We start from the raw sequence: 19439 nt of genomic DNA on the forward strand, positions 1-19439 counted from the left end.
CTGCGCCTAAAGGCACGCCTGTTTAGAGTGGCCAATGCGGCGTCGAACGCTGGACCAACGCAGCGACGTCTAGACCACGTGGCAAGGTCCCGTACACGCGACCATCGCCACTCAGACGACTGGCAATAAATGCATCGCTGACAGCAGCATTACCGGCCTCCAGCAGCAGCTTGGCTTGCAGCCCCAAGGCGATCGCCTCAGTCAGTTGCCGGGCCCGGTACTGGATATCACTGACATCACTGAATGCTTTCTTCAGCGCGACGATGTGCGCCGCCAGACGCGCATCGCCATGGCCATCACCAAGCTCGGCAAACAGGGCATCGAGCACGCCCGGCTCTTTCGACAATGCCCGCAGTACATCCAGACACTGCACGTTACCGGAGCCTTCCCAGGTCGAATTGACCGGCGCCTCGCGGTACAGCCGCGGCAAGATACTGTCCTCGACATAACCGGCACCGCCCATGCATTCGGCCGCTTCGTTGATCATTGCCGGGGCGCGCTTGCAGATCCAGTACTTGCCCACGGCCGTCACCAGGCGAGCAAATCGCACCTGCTGCGGATCATCAGGCTGATCCAGGGCGTGCCCCATGCGCAGGCTGAGGGCCAAGGCGGCCTCGCTTTCCAGGGCCAGGTCGGCAATGACGTTCTGCATCAGTGGCTGCTCGGCCAGCAGGCGCCCACCCACCTGGCGGTGAGCACAGTGATGCGCAGCCTGGGTCAACGCCTGGCGCATCAACGCGCTGGAGCCGACCATGCAATCGAAGCGGGTCATGCCGACCATTTCGATGATGGTTGGCACCCCGCGTCCCTCTTCACCCACCATCCAGGCAAGGGCGCCGCGAAACTCCACCTCACTGGACGCATTCGAGCAGTTACCCAGTTTGTCCTTCAAGCGCTGGATATAGAATTGATTGCGGCTGTCGTCAGGGCGGTGACGCGGCAGCAGAAAACAACTCAACCCCTTATGGGTCTGCGCCAAGGTCAGGAAGGCATCGCACATGGGCGCGGAACAGAACCACTTGTGCCCGACCAGTTCGTAGGCCTGGCCTGGGCCTGCCACACCGACGGGGTAAGCCCGGGTGGTGTTGGCACGCACATCGGTGCCGCCCTGCTTCTCGGTCATGGCCATGCCCAGCGTAACGCCCGCCTTGTGCCGATCTCCGACGTTGCGCGGGTCGTACTCGGTAGCGAGTACCTTGGGCAGCCAATACTGGGCCAGCTCTGGCTGCAACTTGAGGGTCGGCACCGCTGCAAAGGTCATGGTCAACGGGCAACCACTACCGGCCTCGGCCTGGCTGTGCAGATAAGTCATCGAAGCACGTGCGACATGAGCGCCCTCGCCCGGTGAGGTCCAGGGCAGTGAGGGCAAGCCATGTTCGATGGCCGTTCGCATCAGCTCGTGATAAGCAGGATGGAACTCCACCAGATCGATCCGGTTGCCGTAGCGATCATGGCTCTTGAATTGGGGCTTGTGCTGGTTGGCAAGGAACCCGGCGGCCATCAGCGGCCCACCGGCAAGTGCACCGTAGGCGTCGATCCGTGCTTGCGCCCAGCCCGCACCGAAGCGTTGCGACCACTGCTGCAAAGGCAGATCAATGCGGTACAGGTTGGCGCCATCCAATGACGGTGGCTGGTTGGTGACCTCGTGGGTTTCAGCGTACTGGTGCAGGTTCATCGGGGGCTCCTGACAGATTCACGCATGACTGAACCTCAGTGAATCACGCGCCGCCCCCGGGTCAAAGTGACAAAAGCGCCTAACTAACCGGGCTTTGGCCTCGATTAAGGCTCATGTCGGCGATTTGCACGGGGTTGGCCGCCACACACAGGGACAACTCGAAACAACTGCCTTCGCCCGGCTGCGACTCATGGGTCAAACGGGCCCCGATCAATTCGGCCAATTGCCGACAGATCGCCAAACCGATGCCTAACCCGCCGTACTCACGGGTCATCGAACCATCAATCTGGAAAAAACGCTGATACACGGTCGATTGGTCCAGGCACGCAAAACCGATTCCAGTGTCACGGACACTGACGGTCAGGCACAACTGCCCAGAACCTTGTGGCACGCCGTTGATGTGCACGGTCACACCACCACGATGAGTGAACTTGATGCCGTTATCGAGCAAGTAACCCAAACATGAGGCCAGCTTCTGTCGATCACCGATCACGGTATCCGGCAAGCCGGCAGCGATCTCGAGGCGAACGTACAAGCCCTTGTGCAACGCCTGAGCGGTGAACTGCCCACGCAACTCATGCAAGACGCCACGCAGGCTGAAGGGTTCGTTGTGCTGCTGCAGTCGCCCGGCCTGGAGCTCCGTCAGCACCAGGATGTCATTGACCATCCGCATCATGTCCCGCGCCGAGCCGCTGGCCGTTTGTTGGTACTGCGCAAGCTCTGGCTCCATTGGCAGGGTCTGCATCAGTTCCAGGCAACCAATAACACCGTTCATCGGTGTGCGCAGCTCATGCGTCACGGTGGCGAGGAACTCATCCTTGAGCCGATTGCTCTTGGCCAATTGCTGATTGAGCCGCTCAAGGCTCTCCCCGGTTTCGCGCAAGGTTCGCGCCTGCAAATCGCGCATGCTGTTGATTCGGTCGGCAAGCGCCAACGACAGCAGACCGACCTCCAGCGCAGAACCGATCTGGCTGGCATACATCGTCAGGAAGACGTTCGGCAGGTAGCCCAACACCATCAGGGTGTTCACCAAACCACCGAGCAAAAACGCCGACCAGGCAATGATGAAGTAACGCGCAACCCTCAACCCGCGCCACCAGGCGAACACACCGGCGGTAAAAATACTGAGGGTGAACATCAACGCCAGCAAGGTCGCCAGGCGCAGGGCTATGCCGTAGCTGAGGGTCAACGACATCAGTACGACCGCGACCGCACAGGCCATCAAGGCAAGCAACAAACGATCAAGCACTCGGCTGTGTTGCGCCATCTGGAGAAAACTTCGGGCGAACTGACAACCGAACAAACCCGCCGCACCAATGAAGAACGGCGTGGCCGCATTGGCCCACCAGGGGTTTTCCGGCCAGAAGTAAGCCACCCCGGCGCCGTTTACCGAAACCTGATACAAACCAAACGAGGCGATGTAGAGGATGTAATAGAGGTAACTGGTGTCGCGCACACTGATGTAGATGAACAGGTTGTACACCAGCATCCCCAGCAGCACGCCATAGATCAGGCCCAGCACATACAGGCGTGTCGGCTGTGCCTCCAGATAGGCATCGGTAGCCCACAAGGTCAACGGCGCCTGAACCGACCCTTCGCTGTGCAGGCGCAGGTAGACCGTCATCGATTGATCAGGCTTGAACGGCAATTCGAACAAGTAGTTGTTCTGTTTGATCTGACGGCTGTCATAAGGCAACGCATCACCGGTGCGCTGAGCCAACCGGTAGGTGCCGCTGTCGTCGGGGAGATACAGTTCCAGATGATCAAGCGGCGGGTAGGCCAGCTCCAGCAACCAGCTACGCGCACTTGCCTGGGGCATGGCTAGGTAGCGCAGGTCCACCTTGAGCCAGAACACCGATCTTGAATAGCCTGCGTTGAGCACGTCAGCGTCATGGGAGCTGAATCGATCGCTGAAGGCCGCAGCACTCACCTGAGTAATATCGGCATGGCCTTCACGGTCTTCATAGACCTGCATCAAGCGCCCTAACGGCAGGTTGCGAGTGGCGTCGTCAAAGTCGACCGCGCCAGCAAAGGTTGGCAGGCAGCCCAGCAAAAAAATCAGCAAATAGCGCATACAGCCCCAGCATGGTCTGCCCCGGTTGCGTCGCGTTCGCCTCCTTTCCTTTTGAGACGACGAAATCCGGCGGTGCCTGTTATCAGTATTGAGAGCACTCTAGCATAGCTGTCGCGGCTTACTAGCCGCCACTCCAAAATACAAAGAAAAGGCTCTATTTCGGGCATTACAGACAACCAACGCAAAAATACCTGACCCCTTTACCAAAAAATCAACCTGGCAGGGGAAGACCCGCAAAATGCGTTTGGTGTTAAGCTCGCGCACCATGAATACCTACAGCTCCCGCCCCGTTGTCCTCTGTCTCTCCGGCCACGACCCCAGTGGCGGCGCCGGCTTGCAGGCAGATATCGAAGCCCTGATCGCTCAAGGCTGTCACGCTGCACCCACCGTGACCGCCCTGACCGTGCAGGATACCGTCAATGTCAGCGACTTCCGCGTCCTTGATCGTGAGTGGGTGTTGGCCCAAGCCAATGCCGTGCTCAACGACTCGCCGGTAGCAGCCGTCAAGCTGGGCATGCTCGGCTCACTGGAAATGGTTGATACCGTGGTCGAGCTACTGGCCGCCCACCCGCACCTGCCGATGGTCTGTGACCCCGTGCTGCGTGCAGGCGGCGGCGGACGGCTGGGCAAGGATGAAGTGGGTTACGCCATGCGCGAACGCCTGCTGCCGATTGCCACCATCGCCACACCGAACCTGCCGGAAGCACGCATTCTGGCTGAACTCCCGGAAGGGACTGCCGATGAATGTGCGGAAAAGCTCCTGCCATTCTGCAAGTACCTGCTGATTACCGGCGGTCACGGTGACGAGCACGAGATCCATAACCGCCTGTACAGCCGCGATGGCCAGCGCCACACCTGGACCTGCCAGCGCCTGCCTGGCAGCTACCATGGCTCCGGCTGCACCCTGGCCAGTGCCCTCGCCGGCCGCCTGGCGCTGGGCGAACAACTGGAGAGCGCCGTGCGATCCGCGCTGGACTACACCTGGCGAACGCTGCGCGATGCCGAACAATTGGGCAAAGGCCAGTACGTACCGCGCCGTCTGCCCCTGGATTTCTGTTCCTGACGACTGCTTTACGGTCACGGCCACGAGGCTCAAGCAATGAAGTTACGCGGTTTGTACGCCATTACAGATAGCCAGTTACTGGCCGGTCGGTTCTTGTCTCATGTCGAAGCCGCGCTGGATGGCGGCGTGACCCTGTTGCAGTACCGCGACAAAAGTGACGACGCTGCGCAACGTCTGCGCGAAGCCGAAGCCCTGGCCAAACTCTGCGAACGCTACACCACCCAGTTGATCATCAATGACGATGCCGAGTTGGCCGCGCGCCTGGGTGTCGGCGTGCATCTGGGCCAGACCGACGGCCCGCTGACGCCGGCCCGCGCGCTGTTGGGGCAACAGGCGATCATTGGCTCCACCTGCCACGCCCAGCTTGAACTGGCGGAGCAGGCCGCGCGCGAAGGCGCCAGCTATGTGGCCTTTGGTCGTTTCTTCAATTCCGTAACCAAGCCCGGTGCGCCGGCCGCCAGCGTCGAACTGCTGGAACAGGCTCGCCGCCGGGTCAACCTGCCGATTGCCGTGATCGGCGGCATTACCCTGGACAATGCCGCACCGTTGGTCGCCCATGGCGCCGACCTGCTGGCCGTCATCCACGGGCTGTTTGGTGCCGAAAGCGCGCAGGAAGTCACCCGCCGCGCACGCGCCTTCAACGCCCTGTTCGAATCTGTTTGATTGAGAGAGACCCTCATGTCCCGTTCCGAAGCCCTGTTTGCCAATGCCCAGAAGCACATCCCAGGTGGCGTGAACTCGCCAGTCCGCGCATTCCGCAGCGTTGGCGGCACCCCGCTGTTCTTCAAGCACGCCGAAGGCGCCTACGTTACCGATGAAGACGACAAGCGTTATGTCGACTACGTCGGTTCCTGGGGGCCAATGATTCTGGGCCACAGCCACCCAGACGTCCTTGACTCGGTGCGCAAGCAACTGGAGCACGGCCTGTCCTATGGCGCCCCGACCGCGATGGAAACCGAGATGGCCGACCTGGTCTGCTCGATCGTACCGTCGATGGAAATGGTTCGCATGGTCAGCTCCGGTACCGAAGCCACCATGAGCGCCATCCGCCTGGCCCGCGGCTACACCGGCCGCGACAGCATCATCAAGTTCGAGGGCTGCTACCACGGCCACTCCGACAGCCTGCTGGTAAAAGCCGGTTCTGGCCTTCTGAGCCAGGGCGTACCGAGCTCTGCAGGCGTGCCCGCTGCGTTCGCCAAACATACATTGACCCTGCCGTTCAACGACCTTGCTGCCGTAGAGAAGATGCTCAATGAAGTGGGCAACGAGGTCGCCTGTATCATCGTCGAGCCGGTCGCCGGCAACATGAACTGCGTGCCGCCCGCCCCCGGCTTCCTTGAAGGCCTGCGCACACAATGCGACAAGCACGGCGTGGTCCTGATTTTCGACGAAGTCATGACCGGTTTCCGTGTTGCCCTGGGCGGTGCGCAAGCCTATTACGGCGTTACCCCGGACCTGTCGACCTTCGGCAAGATCGTCGGCGGCGGCATGCCTGTCGGCTGCTTCGGTGGCAAGCGCGAAATCATGTCGCAGATCGCGCCGCTGGGCCCGGTGTATCAAGCCGGCACCTTGTCGGGCAACCCACTGGCCATGGCCGCTGGCTTGACCACACTGAAGCTGATCAGCCGGCCTGGGTTCCACGACGAACTGAGCGACTTCACCAGCCGCCTGCTCCAGGGGCTGCAGGAACGTGCCGATGCTGCAGGCGTACCGTTCGTCACCACCCAGGCGGGTGGCATGTTCGGCCTGTACTTCAGCGCTGCCGACGACATCGTGACCTTCGACGACGTCATGTCCAGCGATGCCGAACGCTTCAAGCGCTTCTTCCACCTGATGCTGGAAGGTGGCGTGTACCTGGCACCGAGCGCCTTTGAGGCGGGCTTTACCTCTATTGCCCATGGCGAAGCCGAGTTGAAGATCACTCTGGACGCCGCTGAGCGGGCATTCGCCAAGCTCTAAGCGCCCGCCTGCAACAGACCGTCTTGTCGCCGCTGCGGGGCCGACGCGATGCCAATGAGCACGCGTTGCCCGCAGCGCCAACAAGGCCGGCACATGCAAATAGCGAGCACCAAACACCCCTTCAAGCAGAAAATCGAGTAAAGACTTTGTAAGGTTGGCGCAGGTTATCCCATAATGTGCCACCAGACACATTGGCCGCAGCTTTGCAGAGGTAAGTCGATCCCCATGAACCGCACCGGCCGCGCCCTTGCCCTGGGCTGCCTGTTGCTTCTTCAGCCCCTGCTGGCTACAGCAGGCGGTAACTCGTTGCTGATCCCGGCAACCGGCCGCTGCACCCTCGATTCCCAGCCCGAAGACCTGGCGCAAGCACTCGCTGACTGCCAACAAGCGGCACAGGGCGGGGATGCCCAGGCGCAGTACGAGTTGGGTGAGTTCTACTATGTGGGTAAAAATGCACCGCGCGACCTGAGCAAGGCACTGAGCTACTTCGAACAGGCCTCATTGCAAGGGCATGCTGAAGCACAGTACCGCCTGGGCACCATGTTTTTCCGCGGAGAAGGCGTGGCGGCCAACAATGTGCAAGCCTACATCGTGCTGAAAATGGCCGCAGTCAATGGCGCCGAAGACGCCCTGGACATGGCCGACGAGGTGTCGGCACAAATGCCACGTGACGAGCTGGAGGTCGCTACCCAAGTACTGGGGCAGATCTTCCGCAAGTACCTGCTGGAACTGCAGAGCGCCGAAGGGCGCACCCCCTTCTCGCCACTCCCCTGACGCCGGGGCAGCGTCCTGCTTACTTCTCGGGCATCGGCATTGGGAACGGCATCACGTTACCGCCCCCGCGCGCTTCACTGATCTTGGGTGTCCCCAGCCGCTCGACTTCATCGATACGCACGATCGAATGCATCGGTACGAAGCTGCGAACCACACCCTCGAATTGCGCCTTGAGCTTCTCTTCACTGGGATCGACCACCACTTGGGTGCGCTCTCCGAAGATAAACTCCTCCACTTCGAGAAAGCCCCACAGATCACTTTGGTAGATCTGCTTGGCGTACATCTCGAATACCTGGCCCTGGTTGAGAAAAATCACTTTGTAGATCGGATCGGCACGTTTGGTCATTTTCGGCGGGAACGAAGACAGGTGGTAAAGAGGGCGCAAACTATAGCATAGCCACCTGATCGACAACGCTAGGAACCATCGCTGACGCCCCTTATAATGCGCGGTTCTTTGAATTACCTGATGATCTCCCATGGCCAAGAAGCTTTATATCGAAACCCACGGTTGCCAGATGAACGAGTATGACAGCTCGCGCATGGTCGATCTGTTGGGCGAACATCAAGCCCTGGAGGTCACCGCCCGGGCAGAAGACGCCGATGTCATCCTGCTCAACACCTGTTCGATCCGCGAACGTGCACAAGACCGGGTCTACTCCCAGCTGGGCCGCTGGCGTGAGCTGAAGGAACAGAACCCGGAAATGGTCATTGCCGTCGGCGGCTGCGTCGCCAGCCAGGAAGGCGAGTCCATCCGCAAGCGTGCGCCCTATGTCGACGTGGTGTTCGGCCCGCAAACCCTGCACCGCTTGCCGGAGATGATCGACGCCGCCCGCACTACCCGGCAACCACAGGTAGACGTCTCGTTCCCGGAAATCGAAAAGTTCGACCACCTGCCGGAACCCCGTATCGACGGCCCTACTGCCTACGTTTCAGTCATGGAAGGCTGCAGCAAGTACTGCACCTTCTGCGTGGTGCCTTACACCCGCGGCGAGGAAGTCAGCCGCCCATTCGACGACGTACTGGCCGAGGTCATTCACCTGGCCGAGAACGGCGTACGTGAAATCACCCTGCTGGGGCAGAACGTCAACGGTTACCGTGGCCTGACCCACGATGGGCGCCTGGCCGACCTGGCCGAGCTGATCCGCGTGGTTGCCGCAGTGGACGGCATCGGTCGCATCCGCTACACCACCTCGCACCCTCTGGAGTTCTCCGACAGCCTGATCCAGGCGCACGCTGACGTGCCGCAACTGGTCAAGCACCTGCACCTGCCGGTGCAGTCGGGCTCGGACCGTGTACTGGCCGCGATGAAGCGCAACCACACCGTTCTTGAGTACAAGTCCAAGCTGCGCAAGCTCAAGGCAGCGGTGCCGGACATCTGCATCAGCTCCGACTTCATTGTCGGCTTCCCCGGCGAAACGGAAAAAGACTTCGAACAAACCCTGAAACTGGTCAGCGATGTCGGCTTCGACTTCTCCTACTCGTTCGTCTACAGCCAGCGCCCGGGTACACCGGCCGCCGACCTGCCGGACGACACGCCGGAAGAACTCAAGAAGGAACGCCTGCAGGTACTGCAGCAGCGCCTTGACCATCAAGGTTTTGAAATCAGCCGGCGCATGGTCGGGACCGTTCAGCGCATTCTGGTAACCGATTACTCACGCCGTGACCCTGGGCAGTTGCAAGGGCGCACCGAAAATAACCGTATCGTCAACTTCCGCTGCGACAATCCCAAACTGATTGGGCAGTTTGTCGACGTGCAGATCGACGATGCACGGCCTCACTCGTTGTTCGGCTCGCTGCTACCGTAAAGGCATGGCCGGGCCCTGCACACCGGGCCCGGTAATCCTTGAACGTTTCAGCGCTTTCGCACGTGAGCCTCTGGGGTTATCCTTGAATTCACTCTCATTGCCGTTGGGCGGCTAAAAAACGACCTTGAACGCACCCATAGAACCTCATCGTTTCATCCTCGAGCCCTTTGAGGCTCGCCGGTTCGCCAACCTGTGCGGGCAGTTCGACGAGCATTTGCGCCTCATCGAACAGCGCATGGCCATTGAAATCCGCAACCGCGGCAATCAATTTGAATTGATCGGCGAACCCCAACTCACCTCTTCCGCCGAGCAACTGCTGCGACGCCTGTACCGCGAAACCAAGGCTACCGAGCTTTCGCCGGACATGGTTCACCTGTTCCTGCAGGAGTCGTCGCTGGAAGCCATGGAAAACCCGGCTGCCGCCGAACCGAGCGTGACCCTGCGCACACGCAAGGGCAATATCCGCCCGCGCGGGCTCAACCAGCAGCGCTACGTCAAGGAAATCCTGGCGAACGACATCAACTTCGGCATCGGCCCGGCGGGTACCGGCAAGACCTACCTGGCTGTGGCCTGTGCGGTTGATGCGCTGGAGCGTGAACAGGTGCGGCGCATTCTGCTGGTGCGTCCGGCGGTCGAAGCAGGCGAAAAGCTTGGCTTCCTGCCCGGCGACCTGGCGCAGAAAATCGACCCGTACCTGCGACCGCTGTACGACGCCCTCTACGAAATGCTGGGCTTCGAACATGTGGCCAAGCTGATTGAGCGCCAGGTCATCGAGATCGCGCCATTGGCCTACATGCGCGGCCGTACCTTGAATAACAGCTTCATCATCCTCGACGAAAGCCAGAACACGACCGTCGAGCAGATGAAAATGTTCCTCACTCGGATCGGCTTCGGCTCGACAGCCGTGATCACCGGGGACATCACCCAGGTCGACCTGCCGCGCGGCACCAAATCAGGGCTGGCGCATGTGATCGAGGTTCTTGACGGGGTGCCGGGCATCAGCTTTACCCACTTCAAGCCGAAAGACGTTGTACGCCATCCGCTGGTGCAACGCATCGTCGAGGCCTACGAGCGCTTCGACAGCAAGCAGCAGGACAAGCACGAAGGCAACCGTCACGATGGTTGAACTCGACCTGCAACTGGCTACTGATGCCGCCGCCCCTGATGAAGCCACGTTCCGTCGCTGGTGCGAACTTGCCCTGCGTCAGCGCAGCGCCGACTCCGAGCTGACCATACGCCTGGTTGATGAAGCCGAAGGCCGCGAGCTCAACAACACCTATCGGCACAAGGACTACGCCACCAACGTGCTGTCCTTCCCGGCCGATGTGCCCGATGACATGCTCGACATTCCACTGCTCGGCGACCTGGTCATTTGCGTCGCCGTGGTCGAACGCGAAGCCGCCGAACAAGGCAAGTCGCTGGAGGCACACTGGGCGCACCTGGTCATCCACGGCTGCCTGCACCTGCTGGGCTACGACCACATCGAAGACGATGAGGCCGAAGAGATGGAAGCACTGGAACGAACGTTGCTTGCCGAACTGGGTCACCCTGACCCGTATGCCGACGACGAACACGATTTCCCCGACACCGATACCTGTAAGGATCACGAGTAACCGCCATGAGCGAAGATCGATCGAGCAATGGGCAAAAGTCCTGGCTGGGTAAGCTGACCCAGGCTTTTGCCCATGAGCCGAAAAACCGCCAGGAACTCCTGGAACTGCTGCGCGAAGCCCATCAGAACAAGCTGCTCGACAGCGAAGCCCTGACCATCGTGGAAGGCGCAATCCAGGTCGCAGACCTGCAAGTGCGTGACATCATGGTCCCGCGCTCGCAGATGATCAGCATCAAGGCGACCCAAACACCCCGCGAGTTCCTGCCAGCGGTGATCGACGCTGCGCACTCACGCTACCCGGTCGTGGGCGAGAGCCACGATGACGTCCTCGGCGTACTGCTCGCCAAGGACCTGTTGCCACTGATCCTCAAGGAAAATGGCGACCGCTTCAACATCAAGGACCTGCTGCGCCCGGCCACCTTTGTGCCCGAATCCAAGCGTCTGAACGTGCTGTTGCGTGAATTCCGTGCCAACCACAACCACATGGCCATCGTCATCGATGAGTATGGCGGCGTGGCCGGCCTGGTAACCATCGAAGACGTGCTCGAACAAATCGTCGGCGACATCGAGGATGAGCATGACGTCGAGGAAGACAGCTACATCAAGCCGTTGCCGAGTGGCGACTTCCTGATCAAGGCCTTGACGCCCATCGAGAACTTCAACGAGTTCTTCGACAGCGAGTTCTCCAATGACGAGTTCGACACCGTCGGCGGTTTGGTGATGAGCGCATTCGGGCACTTGCCCAAGCGTAACGAGACAACCGAAATCGGCCCCTACCGTTTCCGGGTTCTCAACGCCGACAGCCGCCGGATACACTTGCTGCGACTGACACCTATCACCCGCTAAGGACAACCATGCGTTGGATCACCCGCCCCGGCTGGCCCGGTAACCTGCTGGCCGTGGCGGCCGGCGCCATCACCACCCTGGCCCTCGCGCCGTTCAACATCTGGCCACTGGCGCTGGTGACCCTGGCGATGTTCTACCTGGGCCTGCGCGACCTTCGCCCACGCCAGGCTCTGGCGCGCGGCTGGTGTTATGGCTTCGGTGTGTTCGGCGCGGGAACCAGCTGGATCTACGTGAGCATCCATACCTACGGCGGCGCCTCGGCACTGCTGGCAGGCCTGCTGATGCTTACCTTCATCGCAGCGATAGCGTTTTTCTTCGCCCTGCCTGCCTGGGTCTGGGCGCGCTGGATTCGACGCAACGAAGCACCGCTGGCCGACGCCCTGGCCTTTGCCGCGCTCTGGCTGGCCCAGGAAGCCTTCCGTGGCTGGTTCCTGACCGGTTTCCCCTGGCTCTACGCAGGCTACAGCCAGCTTGACGGCCCCTTGGCCGGCTTGGCCCCCCTGGGTGGAATGTGGCTGATCTCCTTCAGCTTGGCACTGAGCGCCGCACTGCTGTGCAACCTGAACCGCCTGCGTGAGCGCAAAGCCTTCCTGATCGCCGCACTGGCCGTGTTGCTGGCCCCGTGGGCGATCGGCATGGCACTCAAAGGCCACGCCTGGACCCGCCCGGCGGGCGAGCCACTGAAGGTGGCCGCAATCCAGGGCAACATCGAGCAGTCGCTAAAGTGGGATCCGACCCAGCTGAACGCCCAGTTGGCGCTGTACCGCGACATGACCTTCACGTCCAAACAGGTCGACCTGATCGTTTGGCCGGAGACGGCTGTGCCAGTGCTCAAGGAGTCCGCTCAGGGCTACCTGGACATGATGGGCAGCTTTGCCAGCGACCGACGCTCGGCGCTGATCACCGGCGTACCAATCCGCCAGGTCGTGCATGACCAACGGCGCTACTACAACGGCATTACCGTCACCGGTGAAGGCGACGGCACCTACCTGAAACAGAAACTGGTGCCTTTCGGTGAGTACGTGCCACTGCAAGACCTGCTACGCGGGCTGATCACCTTCTTCGACCTGCCGATGTCGGACTTCGCTCGCGGCCCCTCAGACCAGACACTGTTGCAAGCAAAGGGCTACCAGATCGCGCCCTACATTTGCTACGAAGTGGTGTACCCAGAGTTCGCCGCCAGCCTCGCGGCACGAAGCGACCTGTTGCTCACCATCAGTAACGACACCTGGTTCGGCACCTCGATCGGACCGTTGCAACACCTGCAGATGGCACAAATGCGCGCCCTTGAAGCGGGGCGCTGGATGATCCGTGCAACCAACAACGGCGTCACCGGCCTGATCGACCCCTTCGGCCGGATCACCGCGCAAATCCCGCAATTTGAGCGCGGCATCCTCTACGGCGAAGTGGTTCCGATGCAAAAGCTCACGCCATACCTGAAATGGCGCTCCTGGCCGCTGATCATTCTCAGCACCCTGCTGCTGGGCTGGGCACTGATGGCCGGTCGCATCGCCAGAACAGTCTAGTAAAACAAGCGATAAGCGAGCAGACCAACGGCTTCGTTAAGCAGTTGGCTGCTCTGCCAGAGTGATTTGTTTTCAGGCATCCAGCCGCCAAACGGGCGAGCATGATTGCGCCCCATGTAGCCCACTGGCGCTGGCACCACAGTGAACCCGACGCGCTCAAAGCTCCAGCGCGAACGCTGCATGTGCCATGCCTGGGTCACCAACACCACGCGCTTGTAGCCCTCTGGCAGCAGCAGCTCTGCGCTCATCTGCGCATTCTCCCAGGTCGTACGGCTACGCTCCTCTTTCCAACGCACCGAGACACCAAAATCGCGCGCGAGCGCGTCGGCCATCAACTGGGCCTCACTGGGCGGCGTACCGTAGTGCAAACCGCCACTGATGAGTACAGGCAAACCGGAAGCCTTGGCCAATTGCGCGGCATAGCGCATACGTTCAAGCGCGACAGCACTCGGCTGATCCCTGGCGCCCCAGGCGGGGTCATCGCGCTCTCGGCCCGCGCCCAGCACGACGATGGCATCGGCACGCTCAGCAAGGTCCTCCCACTGGCCATAAGCCAGCGCAGGGTCACGCTCCAGCAGGCGTGCGGCCTGCTCCACAACGACAGGCAAGCTCATCAGCCACAGCCCGCCCAAGCCCAGCGTGAAACATGCACAGGCCGTACGAGGCCAGGTGTTACGCAACCACCATGCCGCGATCAACAGCAGAAACAACACGCCAGGCGGCATGATCAATTGTTTAATGAAATAACGAAACGGCATCGGCACCTCCATGGATGCGCGAAGCCTAAGAAAATCGGCACCTGACAACAATAGCCAGGTGCCGATCATGGAAAATTTAACGGTAAGGTCGTAGGGCCTGAAGGACTCGTACGATTACTTGAAATGCAATGCCCTGGACTTTGTCGTGACTGAAGAACGCGCGCTGTCTTTAAGCCAGACCACTCTGCCGGCAGGTACCTCAGGCTGCTGCAGCGCATCTATATGTGCTCTGTAGCGCTCTGGGTTCGATGCCAGGTAAGCCTTGATCACTTCAAATTCGGCGTAGCTCAATCCACGTAGTTCCAGTTCGGCGGGCATCTCATCGCGCAGTCGAACAGAGGCTCTGGCGACATCCAGTGCCAGCCCCAACCGGTCGATCAAACGCTCGCAAAGCTCGGGCTCTAGTGCTTGTAGCGGCGACTCACCCATCCGTTCACCTCATTTGAGATAAAAATACCGCCCCCAAGAATCAGCTTAGCGGTACTCACAAAAGCAGCGAGACGCCACGACCAACGGCCCGCAGCCAGTCTGAGGATGCAATCAGGGTTTCCCTCGATAGAGACGGGTCATGTATGCTACTGCGTTCATTATATTGACACCGAATTGCCGGGCGCAGCGGTTCTGCCTGGATAAGGTCTCCCATTTCTCAGCGCAAAGTAGCCATGCACGAACTCTATCAGCCCCGCGAAATTGAAGCCGCCGCCCAGTCGTTCTGGGACGAGCAAAAGTCTTTTGAAGTCAGTGAACAACCAGGCAAAGACACCTTCTACTGCCTGTCGATGTTCCCGTACCCAAGCGGCAAGCTACACATGGGTCACGTGCGCAACTACACCATCGGCGACGTCATCGCCCGCTATCAGCGCATGCAGGGCAAGAACGTCCTGCAGCCGATGGGTTGGGACGCCTTTGGCATGCCGGCCGAAAACGCGGCGATGAAAAACAACGTCGCCCCGGCCAAGTGGACCTACGAAAACATCGAGTACATGAAGACCCAGCTCAAGAGCCTGGGCCTGGCCTTCGACTGGTCGCGTGAAGTCACCACCTGCAAGCCGGACTACTACCGCTGGGAGCAGTGGCTGTTCACCCGCCTGTTCGAAAAAGGCGTCATCTATCGCAAGAACGGCACCGTCAACTGGGACCCGGCTGACCAGACCGTACTGGCCAACGAGCAGGTCATCGACGGCCGTGGCTGGCGTTCGGGCGCGCTGATCGAGAAGCGCGAAATCCCGATGTACTACTTCAAGATCACCGATTACGCCGACGAGTTGCTGGAAAGCCTCGACGAACTGCCGGGCTGGCCTGAACAGGTCAAGACCATGCAACGTAACTGGATTGGCAAGTCGCGCGGCATGGAAGTCCAGTTCCCGTTCGACAAGGCCTCGATCGGCCACGACGGTACACTGAAAGTCTTCACCACCCGTCCAGACACCCTGATGGGCGCGACCTACGTCGCCGTTGCCGCCGAGCACCCGCTGGCCACGCAGGCTGCCCAGGGTAACCCGGCGCTGCAAGCCTTTATCGACGAGTGCAAGAGCGGCAGCGTTGCCGAGGCCGACGTTGCCACCCAGGAAAAGAAAGGCATGCCGACGTCGCTGTTCGTCGAGCATCCGCTGACTGGCGAAAAACTGCCCGTGTGGGTCGCCAACTACGTCCTGATGCACTACGGCGACGGCGCGGTCATGGCTGTTCCTGCCCATGACGAGCGCGACTTCGAGTTCGCACACAAGTACAACCTGCCGGTCAAGACCGTAGTTCGCACCCGTGCCGGCGATGTGGTTGGCACCGAGTGGGACGCCGCCTACGGCGAGCACGGCCAACTGATCAATTCTGCTGAATTCGACGGCCTGGACTTCGCTGGCGCGTTCGATGCCATCGAAGCCGCCCTGATCAAGAAAGAACTCGGCAAGTCGCGCACCCAGTTCCGTCTGCGCGACTGGGGTATCAGCCGCCAGCGCTACTGGGGTTGCCCAATCCCGATCATCCACTGCCCATCCTGCGGCGACGTACCGGTACCGGAAGACCAGTTGCCGGTCGTCCTGCCAGAAGACGTGGTGCCGGATGGTGCGGGATCGCCGCTGGCGCGCATGCCTGAGTTCTACAACTGCAGCTGCCCGAAATGCGGCGCCGCAGCCAAGCGCGAAACCGACACCATGGACACCTTCGTCGAGTCGTCCTGGTACTTCGCGCGTTACGCCTCGCCAAACTACGAAGGCGGCATGGTCGACAAACAGGCTGCCAACCACTGGCTGCCGGTTGACCAGTACATCGGCGGCATCGAACACGCCATTCTTCACCTGCTCTATGCACGCTTCTTCCACAAGCTGATGCGTGACGAAGGCCTGGTTAGCTCCAACGAACCGTTCAAGAACCTGCTGACTCAGGGCATGGTCGTCGCAGAGACGTACTACCGCACGGCCAGCAACGGTGGCAAAGACTGGTTCAACCCGGCCGACGTTGAAGTCGAACGCGATGCCAAGGCCAAGATCATTGGCGCCCGCCTGAAAACCGACGGCCTGCCCGTAGAGATCGGCGGCACCGAGAAGATGTCCAAGTCGAAGAACAACGGCGTTGACCCTCAGGCCATGATCGAAGCCTACGGTGCTGACACCTGCCGCCTGTTCATGATGTTCGCCTCGCCGCCCGACATGAGCCTGGAATGGTCCGACTCCGGCGTAGAAGGCTCGAACCGCTTCCTGCGCCGCGTCTGGCGCCTGGCGCAAAGCCACGTCGCACAAGGGCTGCCTGGCGCCCTGGATGTCGCTGAGCTGGACGATGCCCAGAAAGCCGTACGCCGTTCGATCCACTCGGCCATCAAGCAAGCCAGCCAGGATGTGGGCCAGCACCACAAGTTCAACACCGCCATTGCGCAAGTAATGACCCTGATGAACGTGCTGGAGAAGTCACCGCAAGCCACGGCACAAGACCGCGCACTGATTCAGGAAGGCCTGGAAACCGTGACCCTGTTGCTGGCACCGATCACGCCGCACATCAGCCACGAACTGTGGAAGCAGTTGGGCCATGAAGGCGCAGTCATCGACGCTGGCTGGCCAGCCGTGGATGAAAGCGCGCTGGTACAGGACAGCCTGCAACTGGTAATCCAGGTCAACGGAAAACTGCGCGGCCAGATCGAGATGCCGGTTGGCGCCAGCCGTGAAGACATTGAAGCCGCGGCCCGCAGCAATGAAAACGTGCTGCGTTTCACTGAAGGCCTGACCATCCGCAAGGTCATCGTCGTACCGGGCAAGCTGGTCAATATTGTCGCCAGCTGATGGAATGTGGCGCCCTGCTCACCTCAGGGCGCCCGCACAGAATCGGCTTACAAGGTTTCAAGGGAGCAACAACATGATCAAACGCAACCTGCTGGTGATGGGCCTGGCCGTAATGCTCAGCGCCTGCGGCTTCCAACTGCGCGGCACCGGCACCACCGACCTGGCGCTCAAGGAGCTCGATGTCAGTGCTCGCGACGCCTATGGCGATACTGTGACGCAACTGCGCCAGGTTCTGAAAAGCAGCGGCGTGAACGTGCATGCCGGCGCCCCATACAAGCTGTTCCTGGCCCGTGAAGACAATACCCAGCGCGCCGCCAGCTATGCAGGCTCTGCTCGCTCGGTCGAGTATGAACTCACCGACACCCTGAGCTTCGAGATCCGCGGCCAGAACAACACCAGCCTCCTTGCCGACAAGCTGGAAGTACAAAAGATCTATGTGCATGACAGCAACAACCTTACGGGCTCCGACCAGGAAGCCAGCCAGGTTCGCGATGAAATGCGCCGCGAGATGGTCCAGAAGATGGTCCTGCGCTTGCAGTTGATCACCCCGGCCCAACTTGAAACCCTGCAAATGGAAGCCGAGGCGCGCGCCAAGGCCGAGGCTGATGCCCTCGAAGCCGCCCGTCGCGCCCAGGACGAAATGCCGCAGCAATCCCCGCTGGAAATCCCAGCCAACTGAGCCTGAACGGGGCACTTCGGTGCCCCGCACTCCGCGATGAAACTCACACCTGCCCAACTCAACAAGCACCTGCAAGGTTCGCTCGCCCCGGTCTACGTGGTTAGCGGCGATGACCCGCTGCTGTGCCAGGAAGCCGCCGACGCGATTCGCGCGGCAGCTCGCCAGCAAGGCTTCGACGAACGCCAGGTGTTCAGCGCAGATGCCAACTTCGACTGGGGCACGCTGCTTCAAGCGGGCGCCAGCTTGTCGCTGTTCGCTCAACGACGCCTGCTGGAACTGCGCCTGCCTTCAGGCAAGCCCGGTGACAAAGGCGCCGCAGCGCTGATTGAGTACTGCTCCAACCCTGCCGAGGACACCCTGCTGCTGATCAGCCTGCCAAAACTCGACGGCAGCGCGCAAAAAACCAAGTGGGGCAAGGCGCTGGTTGACGGTCAGCACGTCCAGTTCATTCAGATCTGGCCGGTGGACAACAATCAACTGCCGCAATGGATCAGCCAACGCCTGTCTCAAGCCGGCCTGGCAGCCCAACGCGATGCAGTAGAGCTGATTGCAGCGCGCGTGGAGGGCAACCTGCTAGCCGCCGCTCAGGAAATCGAAAAGCTCAAGTTACTGGCCGATGGCAATCAGATCACCGTCGAAACGGTACAGGCCGCCGTGGCCGACAGTGCCCGCTTCGATGTCTTTGGCCTGGTCGACGCCATTCTTAATGGCGAAGCTGCCCATGCCCTGCGCATGCTCGAAGGCTTGCGCGGTGAAGGGGTTGAGCCACCGGTCATTCTCTGGGCATTGGCCCGGGAACTGCGCCTGCTGGCTGGCCTTTCCCAGCAGTACAGCCAGGGCGTACCGCTGGACAAGGCATTCAGCCAGGCCAAACCGCCGGTCTGGGATAAACGCCGGCCGCTGATGAGCAAAGCCTTGCAACGTCATTCGGCGCAACGCTGGAGCCAGCTGCTGCAGGATGCCCAACGCATTGATGCACAGATCAAGGGGCAGGCACAGGGCTCTCCCTGGACCAGCCTGGCACGTCTGTCGCTGCTGATGGCCGGCCAACGTCTGACATTACCTGCCGAATAGCATCACGCCAAACCTGGCGATACCACCCCCGCCAGCGATGTATGCATCGCGCAACAACCCATGCCACAACGAGCAGATAGCCGGTAAGCCCGTAAGATTGCCCACACGAATGCAAGGGCCTATAGTGCGCGCCAACACCCCCATCGCAGGAGCTCCTGTAATGAGCAAGAAACCGGCCAAACCCGGCCCCAACAAAGCCAAGTCCATCATCGCCCAGCCCCTGTTCCGTAGCCGCCAGGAACGCTCAGGCAAGGGCAAAGGCAGCTACCGCCGCGAAGCCTTCCAATCGAGAGATTGGGAGGCTTCTTACTTTTTGGCCGCATGA

General features: G+C 60.8%; 18 protein-coding genes. 13 read left to right on the forward strand and 5 right to left on the reverse strand.

What is annotated here, in order from left to right; translation table 11 throughout:
- Positions 1 to 22: 22 nt before the first annotated feature.
- A complete protein-coding gene (locus AB7M23_RS03255) occupies positions 23 to 1675 on the reverse strand; it encodes an acyl-CoA dehydrogenase family protein (RefSeq protein ID WP_454240204.1) in 1653 nt (550 codons plus the stop codon).
- A gap of 79 nt (positions 1676 to 1754) precedes the next feature.
- On the reverse strand, positions 1755 to 3749 hold the full coding sequence (locus AB7M23_RS03260) for a sensor histidine kinase (protein WP_454240205.1): 1995 nt from the start codon (positions 3747 to 3749) through the stop codon (positions 1755 to 1757).
- A 265-nt stretch (positions 3750 to 4014) separates the two neighbouring features.
- Between AB7M23_RS03260 and AB7M23_RS03265 the strand changes: the two genes are divergently transcribed.
- The 4 genes from AB7M23_RS03265 to AB7M23_RS03280 all read left to right on the forward strand — a co-directional run bounded on the left by AB7M23_RS03265 (position 4015) and on the right by AB7M23_RS03280 (position 7545).
- Complete coding sequence (locus AB7M23_RS03265) at positions 4015 to 4812, forward strand: hydroxymethylpyrimidine/phosphomethylpyrimidine kinase (RefSeq protein ID WP_065761254.1); 798 nt, start codon at positions 4015 to 4017, stop codon at positions 4810 to 4812.
- A 36-nt stretch (positions 4813 to 4848) separates the two neighbouring features.
- On the forward strand, positions 4849 to 5475 hold the full coding sequence (thiE, locus tag AB7M23_RS03270) for a thiamine phosphate synthase (protein ID WP_454240206.1): 627 nt from the start codon (positions 4849 to 4851) through the stop codon (positions 5473 to 5475).
- A 15-nt stretch (positions 5476 to 5490) separates the two neighbouring features.
- Positions 5491 to 6771, forward strand: a complete 1281-nt coding sequence (hemL, locus tag AB7M23_RS03275) for a glutamate-1-semialdehyde 2,1-aminomutase (RefSeq protein ID WP_330522772.1) — start codon at positions 5491 to 5493, stop codon at positions 6769 to 6771.
- Between the two features lie 225 nt (positions 6772 to 6996).
- Positions 6997 to 7545 carry a tetratricopeptide repeat protein gene (locus tag AB7M23_RS03280; RefSeq protein ID WP_065760372.1) on the forward strand — a complete coding sequence of 183 codons (549 nt, stop codon included), beginning with the start codon at positions 6997 to 6999 and terminating at the stop codon, positions 7543 to 7545.
- 19 nt (positions 7546 to 7564) lie between these two features.
- Here the strand turns inward: AB7M23_RS03280 and AB7M23_RS03285 are convergent, their stop codons facing one another.
- Positions 7565 to 7891, reverse strand: a complete 327-nt coding sequence (locus AB7M23_RS03285) for a DUF1820 family protein (RefSeq protein WP_065760371.1) — start codon at positions 7889 to 7891, stop codon at positions 7565 to 7567.
- A 130-nt stretch (positions 7892 to 8021) separates the two neighbouring features.
- Here AB7M23_RS03285 and miaB point away from each other — a divergent pair, with 130 nt between their 5' ends.
- The 5 genes from miaB (at position 8022) to lnt (ending at position 13334) form a co-directional block, all read left to right on the forward strand.
- Positions 8022 to 9350: a tRNA (N6-isopentenyl adenosine(37)-C2)-methylthiotransferase MiaB gene (miaB, locus tag AB7M23_RS03290; RefSeq protein WP_065760370.1), complete on the forward strand. Its 1329-nt coding sequence runs from the start codon at positions 8022 to 8024 to the stop codon at positions 9348 to 9350.
- Between the two features lie 124 nt (positions 9351 to 9474).
- The gene (locus AB7M23_RS03295; RefSeq protein WP_065760369.1) at positions 9475 to 10476 is read left to right on the forward strand and encodes a PhoH family protein; all 1002 of its coding nucleotides are present in this window, start codon (positions 9475 to 9477) and stop codon (positions 10474 to 10476) included.
- On the forward strand, positions 10469 to 10963 hold the full coding sequence (gene ybeY, locus AB7M23_RS03300; RefSeq protein WP_065760368.1) for an rRNA maturation RNase YbeY: 495 nt from the start codon (positions 10469 to 10471) through the stop codon (positions 10961 to 10963). Before AB7M23_RS03295 ends, ybeY begins: the two co-directional genes overlap by 8 nt.
- A gap of 5 nt (positions 10964 to 10968) precedes the next feature.
- Entirely contained in the window at positions 10969 to 11808 is an 840-nt protein-coding gene (locus AB7M23_RS03305) for an HlyC/CorC family transporter (protein ID WP_065760367.1), read from the forward strand.
- 8 nt (positions 11809 to 11816) lie between these two features.
- Positions 11817 to 13334 (forward strand): apolipoprotein N-acyltransferase, encoded by a 1518-nt coding sequence (gene lnt / locus AB7M23_RS03310; RefSeq protein WP_454240207.1) that lies wholly within the window; start codon positions 11817 to 11819, stop codon positions 13332 to 13334.
- Here lnt and AB7M23_RS03315 read toward each other — a convergent pair.
- Together AB7M23_RS03315 and AB7M23_RS03320 are read right to left on the reverse strand one after the other, a co-directional pair.
- On the reverse strand, positions 13331 to 14092 hold the full coding sequence (locus tag AB7M23_RS03315; protein WP_114438331.1) for a YdcF family protein: 762 nt from the start codon (positions 14090 to 14092) through the stop codon (positions 13331 to 13333). The genes lnt and AB7M23_RS03315 overlap by 4 nt on opposite strands.
- Before the next feature lie 114 nt (positions 14093 to 14206).
- The gene (locus AB7M23_RS03320; protein WP_330522774.1) at positions 14207 to 14521 is read right to left on the reverse strand and encodes a hypothetical protein; all 315 of its coding nucleotides are present in this window, start codon (positions 14519 to 14521) and stop codon (positions 14207 to 14209) included.
- Between the two features lie 233 nt (positions 14522 to 14754).
- Here AB7M23_RS03320 and leuS point away from each other — a divergent pair, with 233 nt between their 5' ends.
- The 4 genes from leuS to arfA all read left to right on the forward strand — a co-directional run bounded on the left by leuS (position 14755) and on the right by arfA (position 19439).
- Entirely contained in the window at positions 14755 to 17361 is a 2607-nt protein-coding gene (gene leuS, locus AB7M23_RS03325) for a leucine--tRNA ligase (RefSeq protein WP_454240208.1), read from the forward strand.
- Positions 17362 to 17434: 73 nt separating this feature from the next.
- A complete protein-coding gene (locus AB7M23_RS03330) occupies positions 17435 to 18040 on the forward strand; it encodes an LPS-assembly lipoprotein LptE (protein ID WP_454240209.1) in 606 nt (201 codons plus the stop codon).
- 36 nt (positions 18041 to 18076) lie between these two features.
- Positions 18077 to 19114, forward strand: coding sequence for a DNA polymerase III subunit delta (holA, locus tag AB7M23_RS03335; RefSeq protein WP_065760361.1), 1038 nt, complete (start codon positions 18077 to 18079; stop codon positions 19112 to 19114).
- A gap of 160 nt (positions 19115 to 19274) precedes the next feature.
- Positions 19275 to 19439 carry an alternative ribosome rescue factor ArfA gene (arfA, locus tag AB7M23_RS03340; protein WP_065760360.1) on the forward strand — a complete coding sequence of 55 codons (165 nt, stop codon included), beginning with the start codon at positions 19275 to 19277 and terminating at the stop codon, positions 19437 to 19439.

It is taken from the genome of Pseudomonas sp. HLS-6 TE3448, assembly GCF_053629555.1.